The 17,129-nt window shown below is 49.7% G+C and carries 18 protein-coding genes and 1 tRNA gene; 6 read left to right on the top strand and 13 right to left on the bottom strand.

Annotated features, from left to right (window positions below; all coding sequences use genetic code 11):
• Positions 1 to 148: 148 nt before the first annotated feature.
• The 6 genes from lptB to AAC620_RS07745 form a co-directional block, all read right to left on the bottom strand.
• Positions 149 to 910 (bottom strand): LPS export ABC transporter ATP-binding protein, encoded by a 762-nt coding sequence (gene lptB / locus AAC620_RS07720; protein WP_340244010.1) that lies wholly within the window; start codon positions 908 to 910, stop codon positions 149 to 151.
• Between the two features lie 3 nt (positions 911 to 913).
• Complete coding sequence (locus tag AAC620_RS07725) at positions 914 to 1,408, bottom strand: LptA/OstA family protein (protein WP_340244011.1); 495 nt, start codon at positions 1,406 to 1,408, stop codon at positions 914 to 916.
• Positions 1,409 to 1,416: 8 nt separating this feature from the next.
• The gene (lptC, locus tag AAC620_RS07730; protein WP_340244012.1) at positions 1,417 to 2,010 is read right to left on the bottom strand and encodes an LPS export ABC transporter periplasmic protein LptC; all 594 of its coding nucleotides are present in this window, start codon (positions 2,008 to 2,010) and stop codon (positions 1,417 to 1,419) included.
• A 9-nt stretch (positions 2,011 to 2,019) separates the two neighbouring features.
• Complete coding sequence (locus tag AAC620_RS07735; protein WP_317657045.1) at positions 2,020 to 2,631, bottom strand: ribonuclease D; 612 nt, start codon at positions 2,629 to 2,631, stop codon at positions 2,020 to 2,022.
• A gap of 150 nt (positions 2,632 to 2,781) precedes the next feature.
• Positions 2,782 to 3,159, bottom strand: coding sequence for a diacylglycerol kinase (locus AAC620_RS07740; RefSeq protein WP_340244016.1), 378 nt, complete (start codon positions 3,157 to 3,159; stop codon positions 2,782 to 2,784).
• A gap of 8 nt (positions 3,160 to 3,167) precedes the next feature.
• Positions 3,168 to 4,814, bottom strand: a complete 1,647-nt coding sequence (locus tag AAC620_RS07745) for a phosphoethanolamine transferase (protein WP_340244018.1) — start codon at positions 4,812 to 4,814, stop codon at positions 3,168 to 3,170.
• A gap of 207 nt (positions 4,815 to 5,021) precedes the next feature.
• Between AAC620_RS07745 and AAC620_RS07750 the strand changes: the two genes are divergently transcribed.
• The 3 genes from AAC620_RS07750 to AAC620_RS07760 all read left to right on the top strand — a co-directional run bounded on the left by AAC620_RS07750 (position 5,022) and on the right by AAC620_RS07760 (position 7,376).
• Positions 5,022 to 5,534, top strand: coding sequence for a helix-turn-helix transcriptional regulator (locus tag AAC620_RS07750; RefSeq protein WP_340244020.1), 513 nt, complete (start codon positions 5,022 to 5,024; stop codon positions 5,532 to 5,534).
• A 374-nt stretch (positions 5,535 to 5,908) separates the two neighbouring features.
• Positions 5,909 to 6,277: a hypothetical protein gene (locus AAC620_RS07755; RefSeq protein ID WP_340244022.1), complete on the top strand. Its 369-nt coding sequence runs from the start codon at positions 5,909 to 5,911 to the stop codon at positions 6,275 to 6,277.
• A 208-nt stretch (positions 6,278 to 6,485) separates the two neighbouring features.
• The gene (locus tag AAC620_RS07760) at positions 6,486 to 7,376 is read left to right on the top strand and encodes a hypothetical protein (RefSeq protein ID WP_340244023.1); all 891 of its coding nucleotides are present in this window, start codon (positions 6,486 to 6,488) and stop codon (positions 7,374 to 7,376) included.
• A 382-nt stretch (positions 7,377 to 7,758) separates the two neighbouring features.
• Here the strand turns inward: AAC620_RS07760 and AAC620_RS07765 are convergent, their stop codons facing one another.
• Positions 7,759 to 7,992 (bottom strand): hypothetical protein, encoded by a 234-nt coding sequence (locus tag AAC620_RS07765; protein WP_340244024.1) that lies wholly within the window; start codon positions 7,990 to 7,992, stop codon positions 7,759 to 7,761.
• 567 nt (positions 7,993 to 8,559) lie between these two features.
• Here AAC620_RS07765 and AAC620_RS07770 point away from each other — a divergent pair.
• Both AAC620_RS07770 and AAC620_RS07775 read left to right on the top strand, forming a co-directional pair.
• Positions 8,560 to 9,234 (top strand): endonuclease/exonuclease/phosphatase family protein, encoded by a 675-nt coding sequence (locus AAC620_RS07770; RefSeq protein WP_340244025.1) that lies wholly within the window; start codon positions 8,560 to 8,562, stop codon positions 9,232 to 9,234.
• A gap of 321 nt (positions 9,235 to 9,555) precedes the next feature.
• Positions 9,556 to 10,104, top strand: coding sequence for a recombinase family protein (locus AAC620_RS07775; RefSeq protein WP_340244027.1), 549 nt, complete (start codon positions 9,556 to 9,558; stop codon positions 10,102 to 10,104).
• A 39-nt stretch (positions 10,105 to 10,143) separates the two neighbouring features.
• Here AAC620_RS07775 and AAC620_RS07780 read toward each other — a convergent pair whose 3' ends face one another.
• The 5 genes from AAC620_RS07780 to AAC620_RS07800 all read right to left on the bottom strand — a co-directional run bounded on the left by AAC620_RS07780 (position 10,144) and on the right by AAC620_RS07800 (position 15,062).
• Entirely contained in the window at positions 10,144 to 10,620 is a 477-nt protein-coding gene (locus AAC620_RS07780; RefSeq protein WP_340244028.1) for a hypothetical protein, read from the bottom strand.
• 68 nt (positions 10,621 to 10,688) lie between these two features.
• Positions 10,689 to 11,834: a hypothetical protein gene (locus tag AAC620_RS07785; RefSeq protein WP_340244030.1), complete on the bottom strand. Its 1,146-nt coding sequence runs from the start codon at positions 11,832 to 11,834 to the stop codon at positions 10,689 to 10,691.
• 386 nt (positions 11,835 to 12,220) lie between these two features.
• Positions 12,221 to 12,901, bottom strand: a complete 681-nt coding sequence (locus AAC620_RS07790; protein WP_340244032.1) for an outer membrane protein — start codon at positions 12,899 to 12,901, stop codon at positions 12,221 to 12,223.
• Positions 12,902 to 13,162: 261 nt separating this feature from the next.
• Positions 13,163 to 14,851, bottom strand: a complete 1,689-nt coding sequence (locus tag AAC620_RS07795; protein WP_340244034.1) for a tyrosine-type recombinase/integrase — start codon at positions 14,849 to 14,851, stop codon at positions 13,163 to 13,165.
• Between the two features lie 124 nt (positions 14,852 to 14,975).
• A tRNA-Leu gene (locus AAC620_RS07800) sits at positions 14,976 to 15,062 on the bottom strand.
• A 196-nt stretch (positions 15,063 to 15,258) separates the two neighbouring features.
• Here AAC620_RS07800 and AAC620_RS07805 point away from each other — a divergent pair.
• Positions 15,259 to 16,239, top strand: coding sequence for a complex I NDUFA9 subunit family protein (locus AAC620_RS07805; RefSeq protein WP_340244036.1), 981 nt, complete (start codon positions 15,259 to 15,261; stop codon positions 16,237 to 16,239).
• Between the two features lie 3 nt (positions 16,240 to 16,242).
• Here AAC620_RS07805 and AAC620_RS07810 read toward each other — a convergent pair whose 3' ends face one another.
• Positions 16,243 to 17,046 carry an undecaprenyl-diphosphate phosphatase gene (locus AAC620_RS07810; protein ID WP_340244038.1) on the bottom strand — a complete coding sequence of 268 codons (804 nt, stop codon included), beginning with the start codon at positions 17,044 to 17,046 and terminating at the stop codon, positions 16,243 to 16,245.
• Positions 17,047 to 17,129 lie beyond the last annotated feature (83 nt).

A 17,129-nucleotide genomic window follows, 5' to 3' on the forward strand; every position in this document is an offset into this window, starting at 1 on the left:
AATAAGATGTCAGGGATACCGCCTGCCCAAATCTATTTCTGCCTGCGGTCAGCAGCGCGACAGGAAAGAAGAGGGTGTTGGCTCTGTCAAACATCACCCCTATTTGGCGACGAATCTCCGCCATCTGTCAACGTAAAGCAGAAGACGATCAGCCGATTTTGAAATTTTGGCCCAAATAGACGCGGCGCACATTCTCGTCTTGCACGACATCTTTGGAGGTGCCGCTCATTAAGATTTTGCCGTCATGCAGAATATAGGCGCGATCCACAATTTGCAGCGTCTCGCGCACATTATGGTCGGTGATCAAAACACCAATGCCGCGCGTTTTGAGATCGGAAACAAGGCTGCGGATATCGTTCACAGCAATCGGATCAACGCCCGCGAAGGGCTCATCCAGCAACACATAGCGCGGATTTGATGCCAAGCAGCGCGCGATCTCCACCCGCCGGCGTTCCCCACCTGACAAGGATAGGGCGGGCGCGCGGCGCAAATGTTCAATCGAGAAATCACTCAGCAAATCTTCAAGCCGTTTGCGCCGTGTTACGGCGTCTTTCTCGGATATCTCCAAGATTGATAGAATGTTTGCCTCAACTGATAGGCCGCGGAAAATCGACATTTCCTGTGGCAAATATCCGATGCCCGCCCGTGCGCGGCGATACATTGGCAAACGCGTCACATCGTGGCCATCCAACATTACTTTGCCACCATCAGGCGTGACCAAGCCCGCAATTGCATAGAAACTTGTGGTTTTGCCTGACCCGTTTGGGCCAAGCAAGGCCACGACCTCGCCTCTGCGCAATTCCATGGAAACATCACGAATGACGGGTCTGCGGCGATAGCTTTTGCGGAGGTTTGAAACGATCAAACCCGCTGCGCCCTCTTCGACCTTTAATGACACTCGCTTTGCCATGACTTACTGGTTTGCCCCCTGCAAAGTTGTGCGCACACGCCCATCCACCGTGCCTTGCCCCGTGGCAATATCCAGTAGCATCCGCTCGCCCGCAATAACACCGCTCTGTTGACTGACCAAAACATTGCCAACCATTTCCATTTCGTTGCGAGCGACGAAATAGGTGGCGGTTTCGGCCTCGGCCGCGTCCACACCGCGGGTAATCAAAACCCCACCCAGAGCTTGCACTTGGTCGATATCGTTTTGACCGTCGGTTTCGGCATTGGTTTGATAGAGGACGTGGATTTCAGCCGCAGAGATGCGCAAATCGCCCTGCACAGCAATCACATTGCCGCGAAATATTGCATTTCCGTTAGTGTCATCGACCTCAAGACTGTCGGAGACAACTTCGATTGGGGCGCTGCTGTCATGCGGGGTGCCGCCAAAGCCCACTTGTGTCTGCGACTGCGCAGGCAGGCCTATGGCCATCAAGAAAATAGCGATGAAGAATTGCCGCATATGCCCCCCTATTTCCCTTCGTATAGCAGCCGCACGCCACCCTGAAAATGCACAACCTGATGATCTGACGGGCCAGTGATTGCCATTTGCCCCGCTTCAAGGCGAATCCCGTCCGATGTGATCAAAACCGCCGCAGGCGCGATAATGTCACCAGATGCGGCATTTATAGATAATTCCTCAGTATCTAGCCTATAGCCTTCGGGTGATGTTGCAACAATATTTCCAGTTAATCGTGTGTCAGAGCTTTGGCTATTCCATAAGGCTTGATCAGCCGTGATTTGATCGCGCCCGCCCGTTAACCGCGTTATTTCTGCCGTTACATTGGTGGCAAGAATTTGATTGGCATCTCCATCACTTGGCTCTGCGGAAGATGCGATCAATTCCACCGCATCGCCAGATCCTGTAACCATCCTAAAGCGGGGGTTGGTCATCCCTTGCTGGCCCAATTGGCCATCGGCGCTTCGCGCGGCAAGAGGCAAAGCTTGGTTCGGATCAGGGCGCCCCGAAAATAGAAACATCAGAGACAAAACCACCAAAGCGGCAAGCGGAAGAACCAACTTGCTGAATGTTATGATCCGAGAATAGGTGGTACCTTGGCGCATGGGGTTGGATCAATGCGCAAAGATGTCAATCTCTGGCCATCCCGCCAAATCAAGCTTGGCACGGGTTGGCAGGAAATCGAAGCAGGCCTGCGCCATCTCTTGGCGGTTCTCACGGGCGAGCATGGCGTCAAGTTTATCTTTGATCTGGTGCAGATACAGCACATCTGAGGCCGCGTAATCCTTTTGGGCATCGGTCAAATGGCTTGCCCCCCAATCGGAGGTTTGTTGATATTTTGACATATCCACGCCAATCAATTCTTGGGCGAGGTTCTTCAGACCGTGCCGATCTGTGAAGGTGCGCACCAGTTTTGAGGCGATTTTTGTGCAATAGACAGGGGCGGCCAAAGCACCAAAGCGATGATACATCGCCGCGATATCGAAACGTCCGAAATGAAATAATTTCAGCGTGTTCGGATCCGTCAAAAGCGCGCAAAGATTTGGGGCTGCTGTTTGATCTTGGGTGATCTGCACCAGATGCGCGTTTCCATCCCCGTCAGACAATTGCACCAAACACAGGCGGTCACGATGTGGGTTTAACCCCATTGTCTCGCAATCAATCGCCACAATCGGCCCCAGTTTTAGACCGTCAGGAAGGTCGCCAAGATAAGTATGGATGGTCACGTGTCTAGCCTTTCACGGGCGGAAATGGTGATGCCCTCTTGCGGCCATCTTTGCCCATTTCCCATCTGATTACGAATAAAAATTGGGTATAGGCGGTGCCCATTGGGGTCAAGGCAATGATCTGTGAATTTATGCCCAGTGATGCAGAGGTTACAGGCTGAGGAAGATGAACGCGATATAGCCAGCCACGACCAAAGACACGAGGCCAACGGCGAGCGATCCCAAATCCTTGGCATTGCGTGCAGCCAGCGACCATTCTGGAGAAATGCGATCAACAATTTCTTCAATGGCTGTGTTCAGGGCCTCTGTCGCGAAAAGCATTAAGAATAAACAGCCAAGTGTAAAAATTTGCGCAGACGCCGCGCCAGAAAAACCAACCGCCCCAATCGCAAGAACGGCAGCGCCGACCTCTAATTTAAAGGCGGTTTCGCGCCAAAGGCGGCGCAACCCCGCCATAGAAAAACCCGCTGCGTCAATGATATGCAAAAGACCCTGTCGGTTTTGGATCTGTTTTTCAGGCTTTTTCATCGATGTCCTCATCCCGCATCTGCACTGCACGCTGTCGTGATATCAAGACGTGGGTTGCGCGCTTCGGTGTCCAAATTCAACAGGCCGAGCATAGAGTGGAAAACCATATCTTGAGATGTGCCTGAGGTGCGGTTGCTTTCCAAACAAGTCTGATCAATTCCAAAGCGCGATTGATAGGATTGCCCAAGCCAAACAAGAAACGGCACATGGGTCTGCACATCAGGGGCCATGAATCGGGGCAACCCGTGCAAGAATACGCCACCCTCGCCAAGACTTTCGCCATGATCGGAAATATAGAGCATGGCTGTGTCGACATTCTGCGCTTGGCTCAAGCGTTCGATGGCACCTGCAAGGACATAATCCGCTTCTATGATGGTGTTATCATAGGCGTTGATAATCTCTTGGTCCGTGCAATCCGCAAATTCAGCAGATCGGCAATCTGGTGTAAACTGTGCGCGACTTTCTGGATAGCGCATGAAATAGGCGGGGCCGTGGCTGCCGATCATGTGCAGAATCAACAAGGTATTGCCCGTGGCAGTCTCTAAAACCTGATCAATGAGGGGCAAAAAGATGGCGTCTGTGCATTCGCCGGCTGCACAGGCATCGGGGTCCCATGTTGCGTCAACCTTGGCCCAGTCTAGGCGCTGCATCACGGTTTGATCGCCCGTGTTATTGTCCCACCATTGCACATCGAACCCCGCGCGCGAGATCACATCCACAAGGTTTTCCGATGCAAAATACTGATCCCGCGAATAGTCGTCTTGGCTGAAGGGCGAAAACATACAAGGCACAGAAACGGTCGTGACGGTGCCGCAAGATGTGGTGTTCGGAAAATAAATTACATCCTCGCGAGCAGCCAGATTGGGCGTTGTGTTTCGTGCATATCCTTCAAGGCCGAAATTCGCGGCCCGTGTCGTTTCACCAACAAACAGGACAAAAACCAGTGGTTTGTTCGAATTTGAAAGCTGCGCCCCTTGCGCCACATCTTCGCCAAGGGGGGCGACCTCAATTCTGCCCGTAGCATATTCATTTTTGATAAACTTAGCCACCGATAGCAGCGTTGCCCCTGGCTGATAGGATTGCATCAGCGCATGATTTTCCCGCAACACGGATGAGTAGTTTTTATAGTTGGTAAAGAGAAACCCAATCACCAAGGCAAAGCTAACAACGACCCCGAGAGGATATCGCCAAAGTTGATGGATAACCCGCGCCCGCCGCACGGGAATTTTCCACAAAACCACAACGGGCAGGACGCCTGTCAGCCCGATCTTCAGAACCATAGATGCCGTTATAAGATGGCGCGATTCTGTGACTGTCGTTTCCAAAGTGCTGCGCACCATTTCTTCATCGATGAAAACGCCAAAGGTCGTTTGGAAATAATTTGCTGAGGCGGAAATCAGGATCACGACCGCCAAAATGGGCTTTTGCAGAACGCTTGGCCCGATCAATTCAAGCAGCAATAAGGTCAAGGCGCCCACAGCCGCGGCCAAGCCGATGGCGGCAAGAAGATCTCCCTCGAACAGGGTCATCAGTCTTTGCAAAAAGGCGGTATTGAGCAGCGCCATAATATAGGTCGCCCCAGCTAAGTTGAGGGCAAAATGGGGAAGGCCGTTGCGCAACATAGTATTGCGCGTCTCTGGTGTCGGGTCTTGCACGGGCTGCACCTTGCGTGGTCGTTTCAGGATGGGGCGTGTCGCAGGCTTGCAGATACTTATGGCTTTTGGTCACGCCAACTGAACCACGGTCGTAAAACCCATGGATTATATCTTTGGTTTAGTCCGATCTTAGGCTACCGATGGCGGCAAGATTTCAGTATACAGAAGACGTCGCACAGAGTTTCGGGATCCCTTATGCCAAAACCCATGTTTCAAGAAGAAAAGACCCTGAAATTTACGTCTTTATTTCTGTTTGGTAGCGTTTTGTTTTTCCTATTCGACATCGTAAGTGACCTTTATGAGCGGTTGATAGCCCGCAACGCGCCGAGTTTTCTTGATTTGGTGCATCTCACCTTCGAAGTTGCATCGGCGGCCGCATTGATCTTGGCCATTCGCGTTTTGTTGCGGCAGCTGCGCCTGATGCAGGAGCGTAATATCGCTCAAACAGAATCGCTGCGCTTGCTACGCGGTGAAATGGATCATTTCGTGCGCAATAAATTTACGCATTGGGGGCTTAGCCCCGCAGAGCGTGATATCGCGATGTATATGCTGAAAGGTTTGAGTATTTCCGAGATTGCCACCGCCCGCGCCACCGCTGAGGGCACAATCAAGGCGCAAAGCTCGAGTATTTTTCGGAAAACAGGCGTAAATTCCCGCACCGAATTGATGAGCCTGTTTATGGACGAATTTCTAGACGTCGCACCAGAGAGCAATCTCTGAGCGATTTGCGGCATTTCAATTTTTGGGATTGGTGCCCAGGAGAGGCATCTAGCAAACTATCATAAGCTTTATAAATAGGGGAATCATGCGCCTACTATCCAAGCGTTGTGTAGCAATTTGCAAAACGTTGTGTAGCAAAAAGCTTGACATCAGATAGCATTTGTGATATAACTATACGCATAAACCATCCCCCTAAATCGCTATAACTAAGGAGCCTCCCCCATGAGAGCTTTATCAGTCGATTCCTTTGCTGATGCACTTGCAGTCAGGCGCCAATTTCCGAACTGGTTTTACACAAATCGCTACCAACAACTGATCGTTGATGCAGCCAAAACTAACCCAGCATTCTTTGAGTTGAACAATAAGGAGAACGAATGAACATAGTCGCAGCAATTCAACAGGCTCAGGATAGAGCCGCTCTGAAACCCGCCTTCGCAGAAAAAGTGGAAATCGTAACCTGTCTTCTTCGTGCCAAACAGGTTTTGCCTTTTCGCAGATCAATACAGAACGGACACAGGCATCATGAACTCGCAGGCGCTATAGCCCTTGCCCATGAGCTAAACACAACCCTTGATATTCGACATCGCTCTGCCGCCCTGTATCACGCTGATGGTCAGAGTACGATGATACCTAAATGGCTTACTCGATGCCTAGAAACTGGAATTCTCGAAGCGGATAATGACAACAACGTGCCGCACGGAAAGCTGAAAGTTACTAATCTTGTCAGCAGGTTTATTGCCTGACACGGCTGTCAAACATTTGGCCTATTTGGACAGAACACCGTGAAGCCGTATTCATCTGTCCACTAAGTTACATATCAAACATATCTACTTAATCTGCCTATTATCAGTAGTCTTTTGCTGCTGTCTTCGCACCCTTTGTTTTAGCAGCTCTGGTGCAACCCCTCCCCCCCCCACAACACAACAAAGAAAGGCCAGAAGAATGGCTATCATGAGCAAACCAACAGGCACTCCCTCCCCGTCAATCATCGAAGACTTGCGTACTCGCTTGGCTTCAAATGTGTCACGTGATCCAGAAGCACTCTTGCAGGCCATGAGTGAAAGTGAACGCAACGTGGTGCTGCATGTGGTCAAACAGATCGACCAATTAAGCCGTGTTTCGGGCGCATCACCTGCCGCCATCCTCAATCAGTATTTCCCTCATATGGGCATGGAGCGGCGCAAAGTCTTTCTGGCCATCTTAGGAGCACAAGAAGAACGTCCTGATTACTCCGCTCAAGATGCGGCACGTGAACAGGCTTGGGCTGAATGGGATAAGCTCAGGCCAATCGAAGAAGTGTTAGCTGCAGGCAGAGCTTCCCGTGAACGCCTGAATGCCCAGACACAAGCTGCGCTATCAGAGCCTGAGCAACTTAGCTTCCTTGATCAGCTAATCCCGCCAGAACAGCCTCACAGCCCTGCTACGGGGCAGTCAGACTTTATGAGTTCCCTAATGCGCAGCGAGTCAGGCGGACGTGCTGATGCTGAGTATGTGACACGGGATGGACGCAGACATGTCGGGTTGCTGCAATTCTCTGATGCACGGTTGCAGGACTATCGCAACGCTACAGGCGAGATGTTCACGCAGGACGAGTTCGTGCAGGATGTTGAGCTACAAAGTCGTGTTGGACGGTGGCATGTAGCGTCCATTGATGCCGCCATTGATGATCTTGGAGAAGCTGCTGCTGGCTTAGATCGTGATGGCCTTCGTGCTGTGGCGCATCTAGGTGGAGAGGCTGGGATGCGCAGGTTTGTCAGAACCAATGGCGGCTACAACCCATCTGATGAACTTGGCACATCATTGTCTGACTACTACGCTAGATTCAGCAGTGGTGCGTCCTGATGAAACACGAAGCAAACTTTGAAGCTGAGTCCGTCCATGAATGCTCACCGTACTATCATGACGTAATCTTGGAGCGTAACGGTTACAGGATAATCAGAGGCAGAGAGACCAGAGATTATGCTAAACAATGGATCGTACAAAGGCGGCAAGGTCATGGGTATCGCAGCATCTCTTACCATTTAGACTGGCATTCAATAGGTAAGGTTCACGGCCCGTGGTTAATCAATCCTGACAGTGGTGGGCCTACCCCTACACTGTAATGGCCTCGTAGAGACTCTCAGAGGTATCTATACACGGTAGTAGAGCATTTCAGGTAGGGTGACGGCCCAGAGCGTGTAAATGTACTCAGAACTGCATTATATTCAGGGGCGATACTGGACAGTCAGTTTCTTCTGCCTTTGGCGATCTTGGCGAGCAAGCCAAGAACAATACTACCGACAATGTATAATGCTCCACGATCAACCGCTTCACCAGAAGGGCTACCTAAATAGCGCATAGAAAAGAACATCCATTCTGTTGGATCATCAAAGGCGAAACCCACCCAAAGCCCTACCCCAACTTGGTAAAGCCCTATTGCAATCAGGATTGCCGCTATGACGTTTGCAACTTCTACCATGCTTGGATGTTAGAGCTTAGGTCAGGCTCCAGCAAGTCGTTATAAGCGGCAGAATTCATCTCGCAATAATGTAGCTGCTCAACGCTTGACCCGTGCCTAAACTACGCCCAAGCTGTGGTGAAACAGGAGCCACGCTATGAAGCACCTCATCTTAGCCACAACCATTGCAGCCAGCACTTTGGCAGGAGCCGCTTCTGCTGAGTTGGTATGCTAGGATGCCCAACCCTTATGGTTTATCAGAAGAAGCATTAGCTAAACTTCGAACACGTGATCGCCTATGCGTGTATTGCCACAAAGAGATGATCTATCCGTTTGACACTAAGCGTAGATCAGACTCTGCAACGATAGAGCATTTCAATCACGAGCCACCTTGGAACAACATTGAGACTGTGGCCTATGCTTGTGGCTCTTGTAACAGCAGTAAGGGTGCAATGCCTCTTATAGAATGGCTACAAAAGTCTTACTGCGCTGAGCGCAACATAACGTTGGATACCGTTGCTCAGCCTGTACGTGAGTATTTAGCTAATCACACCAGCAACCAAGCAGATCAAAAGCGAAGTTGAGTAAATGAAAATAGTGTCTTGGAATATGAACAAGAGGAAATCAGGTTGTTGGGAGTGGCTGCTTGAAACTCACAACCCTGATTATGTTCTTGCTCAAGAAGCCAGTCCGATTCCGCAAGGCCTCACCGCTACGATCCAAACAACAACTAAAAAGAGCAATAGGTCAGCATTCTATTCCAGAAATAGCGACCACTTGAAAATCAAGATTGATCGTGATCATGGCATGGGCCTTGTTGTCACCGAAGCCAACGGTATTCACTTCATTTGCGTGTATGCAAATCTTGATTTCAAACCAGTAAATCCCCCACTACTTGGCATGATTGCGTCATCAGTTAGTTACCTGCGGAGGTATAGGTCAGCTAACGAAATACTCATTGCTGGCGATTTCAACATGGATCGGCGCATGGATGATAATCCAACTGGTTCAGTATTTGCGCTCAAAGACACATATCCGCACAATAACTTCTTCAATGCTATTGAGGATATGGGCTTCCACGACTGCATGAGGAAGTTCCGTTCAACACCAGTCCAAACACATCGAAATGCGAGAAGCGATTACCCTTGGGAGTTAGACCATATGTTTGTGACTGAGGGTCTGTATTCGAAATTAATCAAGATAGATGTAGTAAGTGCAGACGCTTTGAGTGATCACGATCCAATAATTGCGGAGTTTGCCTGATAGCAGCAGAGTTAGGCAGCTAAACACGCCAAGCCTTGTAGCTATCTGAATGCAAAACCTCGTGCGTGTGTGACAGCGTATATACATATCCGTGTAGGGGTGGGTGGCCCATGCGTGGCTCCCTTGAACCCAACTGAACGCTCCAGATAAGCAGCAGGTGTTACTACTAAACCTGTGTCTTATTTGAGTATGCTCACACGAGAGACTGTCAACGCTGAGCTAATATGTATTACTTGAATGTCTTGTAATGTCTTATATAAAGTTCTATTTAGACTCTAAAACCATATAACCCCATATGCAGAGACACGTAAGGATACACCCATGATAATAGGCTACAGGCGTATTAGTTCTGCAGTTGGACAGAAGTTAGATAGGCAAGAGCTTCCTCAAGCAGAGCGTATCTATGAAGAGACAGAGAGTGGTGCAAAGAGAGACAGGCCAGCCTTACAGGAACTGCTTCGTACATTGCGTGAAGGTGATGAAGTCGTAGTGCATGAACTTTCACGGTTAGCTAGATCACTTCGTGACCTTCAGGAGATCGTATCCACGATACTTGAGAAGGGCTGCAGTATCACATTCCTAGCTGAGAACCTGACCTTCAAACCTAATAGTGAAGACATCTTTGCTACCTTCCAGATGCAGGTGCTTGGTGCATTTGCTGAGATGGAACGCAAGCTCACACATCGTAGGCAGACTGAAGGTATAGCCAAAGCAAAAGCTGCAGGACGCTATAAAGGGAGGCAAGCTAGTATTGATGGTGACAGAATACTTGAACTTCAGGCTAAGGGGCTGTCAGCTACTGAGATAGCCAAGTTTATGAGTATCTCACGAGCTAGCGTCTACAGGTACTTGGGGCAACAACAGGTGTAGGGGGCAAAAATTACAGAATTTGCCCCCTTGAAAAACTGATTAAAAAGTTTCGAGGCGCAAAGTTGCATCACAATATTGCCCGTCATAGGTACCAACCCAAATGTCCATGTAACCGTCTGATGGACGAGTGAGGATGATTTTTGGGTCTAAGTTCCCATTGTCATCATCATCATAGTACCAGTTTGCACTCCCTGTATTTATGAGAAGTGCAGAGTCGCATTGGCTCACCACGCTAATGTGAAGTTCATAGCCTCTCATGCCTCTTAGATCGAAGGTGAAGTCTGGCGCAGTTGTGAAATAACCTGGCCCTCGGTCCGTTCTGGGGTTTATGTGTCTGCAGTTTTGCAGATAGTTTTCTCCCCCAGCGACAACATTAAAAAACTGCGGCTGATAGAGTTGATTGCCGCTGGCGCTATAGCTTTCACGGCCCCACTGTGAGTAATCAGGACATGCTAAAGCTACGTTTGCCATAAGTGTTATTGCGGCAGCGATACTGAGTGATGCTAATAATTTCATTGCCATCTCCGTTCTTCTTTTATGATCGAACACCAAGAAGTGTAGCTCATGGGATGGTGATATCCAAACTAAATGAGAGTTTGGTTGTTTATTGACCCATACCAAACTCGATGCCTCTCTCTCCACGCTGACACATCATCATCAGCTTTAACGATAGCTTCTACATCCAAGCTGGCAGGTTCTTCTGCCGTATCATCTTTGCGGTAAGACCAAGAGAGTATCTCAGTATCTACTTTGCTGATGTGTTCACCTACTTCCTCAAAGTAGGCTCTACGCATGATCTCTTCTACCTCACCTGTCCATGCATAACCGTGATGCACGATGAAGCTGTCATGCACAGGTAGGGCAGGTGCATCCATATCCGTGAACTGCAGCATGACCTTCTCAGCAATACAGCTATCCTTAAACTGTAGCTTAGTGCCAATGCCCTTGAAGAACTGATCTGCTATGGGCTTGTGTGCAGCAAGGATTGCATCACGCAAGTCAGCCCATCCTATCTCAGCTTCAGATAAGTTTATCGTTCTTGGACACGTCTTCAGGAAGCTGTCTGACATAAGCATCGCATTGAAGGCTTGCTTAACTAGCTGGCGATGATCGCCTTGTAGAACACGGCTGTAGGCATCTTCTGAGCCTAACTCTTTGTAGCAGCTCTGGTAGAGCAGGTGAGGGTTAAGCTGAGAGAAGTCCACCTCTGCAGTACGCTTCTCGTCTATCGTGATGTATTGCCTGTACTCACTTGGTACGTTCTGCCACCAGCCACGATAGAAGCGTCCACCCTCTTTGAATGAGCCATTACTGAAGATACGCACCAGAGTTCTGTTAGCAAAGTCTACAGGCTCTTTATCGGTATGGTTAGCTACATGATCAGCAAGCTTTGGTAGCTCAGCATCTTCAACTTCTAGGTCAGCCCAGTGGCGTAACAGGCAAGAGTTTATCTTAGCTAGATTGCCACGATAGCGGTCAGTAGCAGGTGTGTCCTTGTACTCTTGTAAGACCCTCTTACCATCCACCCAGTTACGCAGAATGATAGTCTCACCAGCAGTTAGGCGAGGGGCTGATATAGCAGGATGACCTTCTAGTTCAGCCAGTCTCTCCTGCAGTTCATCTTTAGCTACAAACCTTGTGAGTTCACCCTTGCCAGTCTCACGATCTAGGTAGCCTTCTCTTGTCACCTCTATGAAGCCTAGCCTCAGTAGACCCTCATAGGCAGCCATAGTTTGCTTATAGGTTAACAGAGGGTCACGGTATCTAGGGTTCTCTGAGTAGTAACCACTACGCTTGGAGATGGAGCATTCTCTTGCTGGTATTGAGTAAGCTGACTTCCATAAGTCTAGAAGCAGGAGCATTACAGCATGTTCAAAGCTAGCCTGTGCTTTAGTGTCTCTTGAGCGTGTCCTACCCTCAGTAGCTTCAATACGCTTGATGGTTTCTTCTACTAGATCAGTAAACATGAGATCAGCTTAACTAGGATGGGTGTTACATTGGTAAGCTATTGAATAGCATGGACATAGGTTAGTTAAACTACCAAGCCACGCTCCAAGCTACCCTATACTAGTAACGATAAGGTCTGGCAGTGTTGGACAAACAACTGAGGGTGTTTTTAGAAGTGATAACGAATGCCGACACTGACGCTTCGTACATCAGGGTCTATCCAAGTTGGGCCGCTAAATATTGATCCTTCATAAAGCTCTTCATTGATTTCAGTGTGACTAACTTCAACACGCAGCGATAGGTTGTCAGAGACCTTTTGATCCATGCCAGCAACAATAATGTGACCAGTCAACGTGTCAGCATGGTTGTAAACTGTTCCAGCCCCAACCCCAAAAAGAGTTGTTTCTCGAAAGCTGAAGTGAACTTTGTTAATGCCAGCACCCACATAGAATAGCGAGCTGCTGGAGGGAGCTACGGCGATCTTACCTAACAGCCGCAAACTTCTCTCAGCGTCTACTCGCCATCGGCTAACGTCGACATTTAGGTTGTTATATTGGGTAATGCCCTCAGGAGCGTTAACGTTGTGAGCGTACATTAGCTCTATGCCAGCTAAGATGTTTGGTGTGAGGGATGCCAAATATTCTAGAGACAGGTCTATTCCCATCTCGTTGCCAGTTGGCTCAGCATGTAAACCTGGTGCAGGGAAAACAATTCTATTCGCCAACTCTAGCTGCGAAACATTGACACCGAAACTGAGACCTTGCCACTCGTTAGCTGGATTTTCTTGTGCGGTTACGGCTGCTGCGCTGATAAAAGTCGTAAGTGTAAACGCTATAATGTGCCTTATCATCTTAAGTTCTTTGCTCCGTTTAATCTAAGCCGCACACTATCAAGCTTGAGTTAGCGTTAGACATTCCCATGTTTCCTAAAGCTCACCATAAACATATTGAGACACCAAACGCTAGACGCAAGCTGCGGTGGAAACCGAAGAGCTAGAGTTCATAGCGGTGGACGCCGCTTTACACTTCTACCGATGCTGAGAAGTCTATATGGGCTATGAGGCAAAGGCTTTTCAAGGAGCGGCTTTAGCCGCGCCACTGAATAGTCGAACCTATTGGCCCTGCATTTGGTCAATCCTGCTTTGCAACGCTGCGTCCATATCCGCATCGCCCCACGACTTGGCAGCATGAGCCTTCTTCAATCCATCAATGAGCGCTTCAGGCGGTATGCCGTGCTTTACATATTCAGATTGCTTGCCGACCAACCCTGTAAGTTTCCATCCACTGATATAACCTGCGAATTGCGTGTTCTGCCCAGCCGCTAAATACTTGTGTTGCAGCGTGTGGCGGAAGCTGTGGAAGGTTAGCTTTAGGTCGCCATCACGCAGATGATGAATGTGTTTCTGATTAATGAGATTGCTCACGGCATCTGAACCTTTTTGGCCTCTTCCATATCGTGGGAATAGGGCCGCATTAAGGATGTCACTATCATCTGCGCGAAGCGCACTGATCCGCTTGTCGTGATATTCAATCAGCCTATCAAGAACATCACCAAACAAAGGCACACGGCGTTGAACGCCGTCTTTTGTAAGCTGCCTAATAGTGTTGTCACGGAAGAAGATAAACGGAATGGGGTGCTCATTATTTGGATGCAGATAAAGATCGTTCATCTTCAAACCAGCCGCATCGCCAATACGGCAGCCAGTATGATTGCCAATAAGCGCTATTAGCTGAGCTTCTTCGTTCATGCGTGGCAGGTGTTCAAACATGAATATCTCAAGCTCATGTGGTGAGAATGGTCTACGATCCTTGTCAGGTACGAGCCCTGCCTTCTTTTTGTCATCGTGCTCTTTGTTCAGCTTTGACCGCTTTTTTGCAAAAGGGCTCTCAGTCTTTACGTCAGTAGGCCAATCTTCTTTGCGCTCCTCATACGCCATGTTCCAGATCGAATTCATGGTTTGCAATTCACGCCCAACGGCTGAGGGTGATTTGGGAATGTCAGAGCCATTCTCTCTAATGGCCAGACGAGCCAAGAATTGTTTCACATCGCCACTGCGTATGGATGCTATAGAGCGCTGTAGCCCAGCTTTTGGATCACCGTTGCCCAACACAAAAGCAAGGTGGCCAACTATCCGCTCCACTCTTCTAGATTCATCTTTTTTGGCGTCAGTGCTTTTGGCTTTATTTGCGATGTACTGAAGGTATTCTTCCTTGGCGACACCGATGGTTGGCACACTGATTTGAATCCCAACATCTTTAGTTTTGCCCAGTGTAATGTTCAGCTTGTAAACCGCATCGTCCAGCTTTTGTTTGGTAGCGGGGTCGCCTGAGTGATCATATTCCATCGCAAGTTCGTGGACTTCGTCATACAAACCGCCTTCGAATTGGCCGTGTTCGCCATCTATCTGAATCCATGATCCGTATGCAAAGGCTTGCCTATCACGCAGAAACTGGCGGATTACCTCTGGTGGACTGTCGATACTTGGTACTTGCGAATGGTGAAGGCCAGCTTCCCTGAGCCGATGCTCGAAGTACTGAAAGTTTCGTATTCTTGTTTCATCAAGGCTCTCACTGGCAGCAAGCTCTTCTTCTTTGAGATTAAGCTTGTCCTCAAAAAGCCTATCTTCAAACTTGGATCGCCTCTTTGCTTCAGCTTCGTCCTTCGTTTTGAGTGCGAGAATATGTTCTGTCTGGCGACCACCATGATCACGCCACACGCCCTGTAAATGCTTCGGGATTCGCCTGCGGTAATACCACCAGCCGTTTGCTCTTTGCGTGGGATTCTCGTGTTTCTTCGGCATAGTGAAACATCTATCACGAACAACGTTGTGTAGCAATTCGCAAAACGTTGTGTAGCATTAAGCATACCTAGGGTGTTGATATACTCAATGTTTCGAAATATGCTGGGAAAAGTAGCACTGATAGTGGTGCCCAGGAGAGGACTCGAACCTCCACGTCCATACAGACACTAGCACCTGAAGCTAGCGCGTCTACCAATTCCGCCACCTGGGCCAGTGTCGTGAGGCTGTCTGTTATATATCGGCATGGGTGCTGTCAACGGCTGTTGCATGGCTGTGGCGGATTTGGATGGGGGGATGTGGATTGCGCGCATGTGACGCTTGAGCGTGATATAATTGCGCCTTGTTTCGCTTGGGTTTGCCGCGTATCAATCGCGCAAATCCAGACCAGACGACCGAAAGGCAGAACGATGTCCAAGCTTGTGACAATTTTTGGCGGCTCAGGTTTTGTGGGGCGCTACATCGCAAGACGTATGGCTAAGGAAGGTTGGCGCGTGCGTGTTGCCGTGCGCCGCCCTAATGAAGCAGGTTTTGTGCGTCCTTATGGTGTGGTTGGTCAGGTCGAGCCTGTCTTGGCCAATATCCGCGATGATGCTTCGGTGCGTGCCGCGATCAAAGGGGCCGATGCGGTTGTGAATTGCGTGGGTATTCTCGTTGAATCAGGGAAAAACAGGTTTGATGCCGTTCAGGCCGAAGGGGCTGCACGCATTGCGCGGATTGCGAAAGAGGAGCGCGCCGCGCGGCTTGTCCATGTGTCCGCTATCGGTGCGGATGCAGACAGCGATAGCCTTTACGCGCAATCCAAAGCCCAAGGTGAAGCAGGCGTTAAGGCGGCTTTCCCAAAGGCGGTGATCTTGCGGCCTTCGATTGTGTTCGGGCCTGAAGATCAGTTTTTTAACCGCTTTGCAGCGATGGCGCGGCTGTCGCCTTTCGTGCCTTTGATGGGGGCGGGCAGCAAATTTCAGCCTGTCTATGTGGATGATGTGGCCCAAGCGGCTGTGACCGCCATTCTTGATGATCGGTTTAGCGGAATTTACGAATTGGGCGGGCCAGAGCAGCTGAGCTTCCGCGCGTTGATTGAAAAGATGCTCAAGGTGATTGGTCGCCGCCGTGTGATCTTGAGTTTCCCAAGCCTTGCTGCGGCGCCCTTGGCCTTTGGCCTTGATATGGCGCAGGCGGTGACATTTGGCCTTTTCACCAATGGTGTCCTCACCCGTGATCAGCTGCGTCAGCTCAAGCGGGATAATGTCGTGTCACCAAAGGCAAAAACCTTGGCAGATTTTGGCATTACACCAACTGCGCTTGATACGGTTTTGCCAGAATATTTGTGGCCTTATCGCGATGGCGGCCAATATGCAGCAATCCGCGATAGCGCATCTAAGCTGCGATAAGCCCTAGCTATACGCGATCATCAACAGCACCACGCCCAAGATCACCCGATAGATCACATAGGGCGTGTAGCTGATGGTTTTCAAAAGGCGCATCATCACAGACAGGGCCAAAAGTGCCGCAACAAAGGCGAACCCTGCGGCGATGGCACCATCGCGTGCGGCGGCCATGTCAGCTGTGCCAATCACCTCAAGCCCCAATAGTGCGCCTGAGGCGATGATCACTGGAATTGACATGAGCATCGACAACCGCGCCGCATCTTCGCGCCCGTATCCTAGTTTTCGTGCGGCAGTGATGGTAATCCCTGAGCGGGATGTGCCAGGGATCAGTGCAAGAATTTGCGCACACCCCATAACCAGCGCATCTTTTAGCGTCCATGCCGTGGCAGGCTTCGTTTCTGTGCCTGTGCGGTCTGCCCAATAAAGCACAATTCCGAATCCGAGCATCGTCCACCCGATGACCGCCGTTGAGCGCAGCAGGTCAGAGAGGCCTGTAAGCTTGAACACCAATCCTGCCAGAACCACGGGCACTGTGGATATGATGAGGCACAGCGCGAGAAACGCGCCGCGCGTGTCAATCTGGCCGCGCAGGAGGCGGAAAAATCCAAACAGCGCCTCTTTTACATCGGCCCAGAAATACAAGATCACGGCGCCCAATGTGCCGACATGCACGGCCACATCAATCACCTGACCTTGGTCGGCATGATTCATCAGCGCGGGCAATAGAATCAGGTGACCAGAGGAGGATATCGGCAGAAATTCCGTGATCCCTTGGATGGTAGCGAGAATAAAAAGATAAAACAGGCTCATGAGTTCTATGTCCCAATAAAAACGAGTCTTCTCTAAAGACTTGAATTAATGTGATATTTTTCAGAATAGGTAATGATGCGATA

Source organism: Roseobacter sp. HKCCA2468 (genome assembly GCF_037805105.1).
GTDB lineage: Bacteria > Pseudomonadota > Alphaproteobacteria > Rhodobacterales > Rhodobacteraceae > M30B80.

Coding starts and splice junctions, on each gene's coding strand:
- lptB (WP_340244010.1), bottom strand. CDS start 910: ATGGCAAAGCGAGTGTCATTAAAGGTCGAAGAGGGCGCAGCGGGTTTG.
- AAC620_RS07725 (WP_340244011.1), bottom strand. CDS start 1,408: ATGCGGCAATTCTTCATCGCTATTTTCTTGATGGCCATAGGCCTGCCT.
- lptC (WP_340244012.1), bottom strand. CDS start 2,010: ATGCGCCAAGGTACCACCTATTCTCGGATCATAACATTCAGCAAGTTG.
- AAC620_RS07740 (WP_340244016.1), bottom strand. CDS start 3,159: ATGAAAAAGCCTGAAAAACAGATCCAAAACCGACAGGGTCTTTTGCAT.
- AAC620_RS07750 (WP_340244020.1), top strand. CDS start 5,022: ATGTTTCAAGAAGAAAAGACCCTGAAATTTACGTCTTTATTTCTGTTT.
- AAC620_RS07755 (WP_340244022.1), top strand. CDS start 5,909: ATGAACATAGTCGCAGCAATTCAACAGGCTCAGGATAGAGCCGCTCTG.
- AAC620_RS07760 (WP_340244023.1), top strand. CDS start 6,486: ATGAGCAAACCAACAGGCACTCCCTCCCCGTCAATCATCGAAGACTTG.
- AAC620_RS07765 (WP_340244024.1), bottom strand. CDS start 7,992: ATGGTAGAAGTTGCAAACGTCATAGCGGCAATCCTGATTGCAATAGGG.
- AAC620_RS07770 (WP_340244025.1), top strand. CDS start 8,560: ATGAAAATAGTGTCTTGGAATATGAACAAGAGGAAATCAGGTTGTTGG.
- AAC620_RS07775 (WP_340244027.1), top strand. CDS start 9,556: ATGATAATAGGCTACAGGCGTATTAGTTCTGCAGTTGGACAGAAGTTA.
- AAC620_RS07780 (WP_340244028.1), bottom strand. CDS start 10,620: ATGAAATTATTAGCATCACTCAGTATCGCTGCCGCAATAACACTTATG.
- AAC620_RS07785 (WP_340244030.1), bottom strand. CDS start 11,834: ATGGCTGCCTATGAGGGTCTACTGAGGCTAGGCTTCATAGAGGTGACA.
- AAC620_RS07790 (WP_340244032.1), bottom strand. CDS start 12,901: ATGATAAGGCACATTATAGCGTTTACACTTACGACTTTTATCAGCGCA.
- AAC620_RS07795 (WP_340244034.1), bottom strand. CDS start 14,851: ATGCCGAAGAAACACGAGAATCCCACGCAAAGAGCAAACGGCTGGTGG.
- AAC620_RS07805 (WP_340244036.1), top strand. CDS start 15,259: ATGTCCAAGCTTGTGACAATTTTTGGCGGCTCAGGTTTTGTGGGGCGC.
- AAC620_RS07810 (WP_340244038.1), bottom strand. CDS start 17,046: ATGAGCCTGTTTTATCTTTTTATTCTCGCTACCATCCAAGGGATCACG.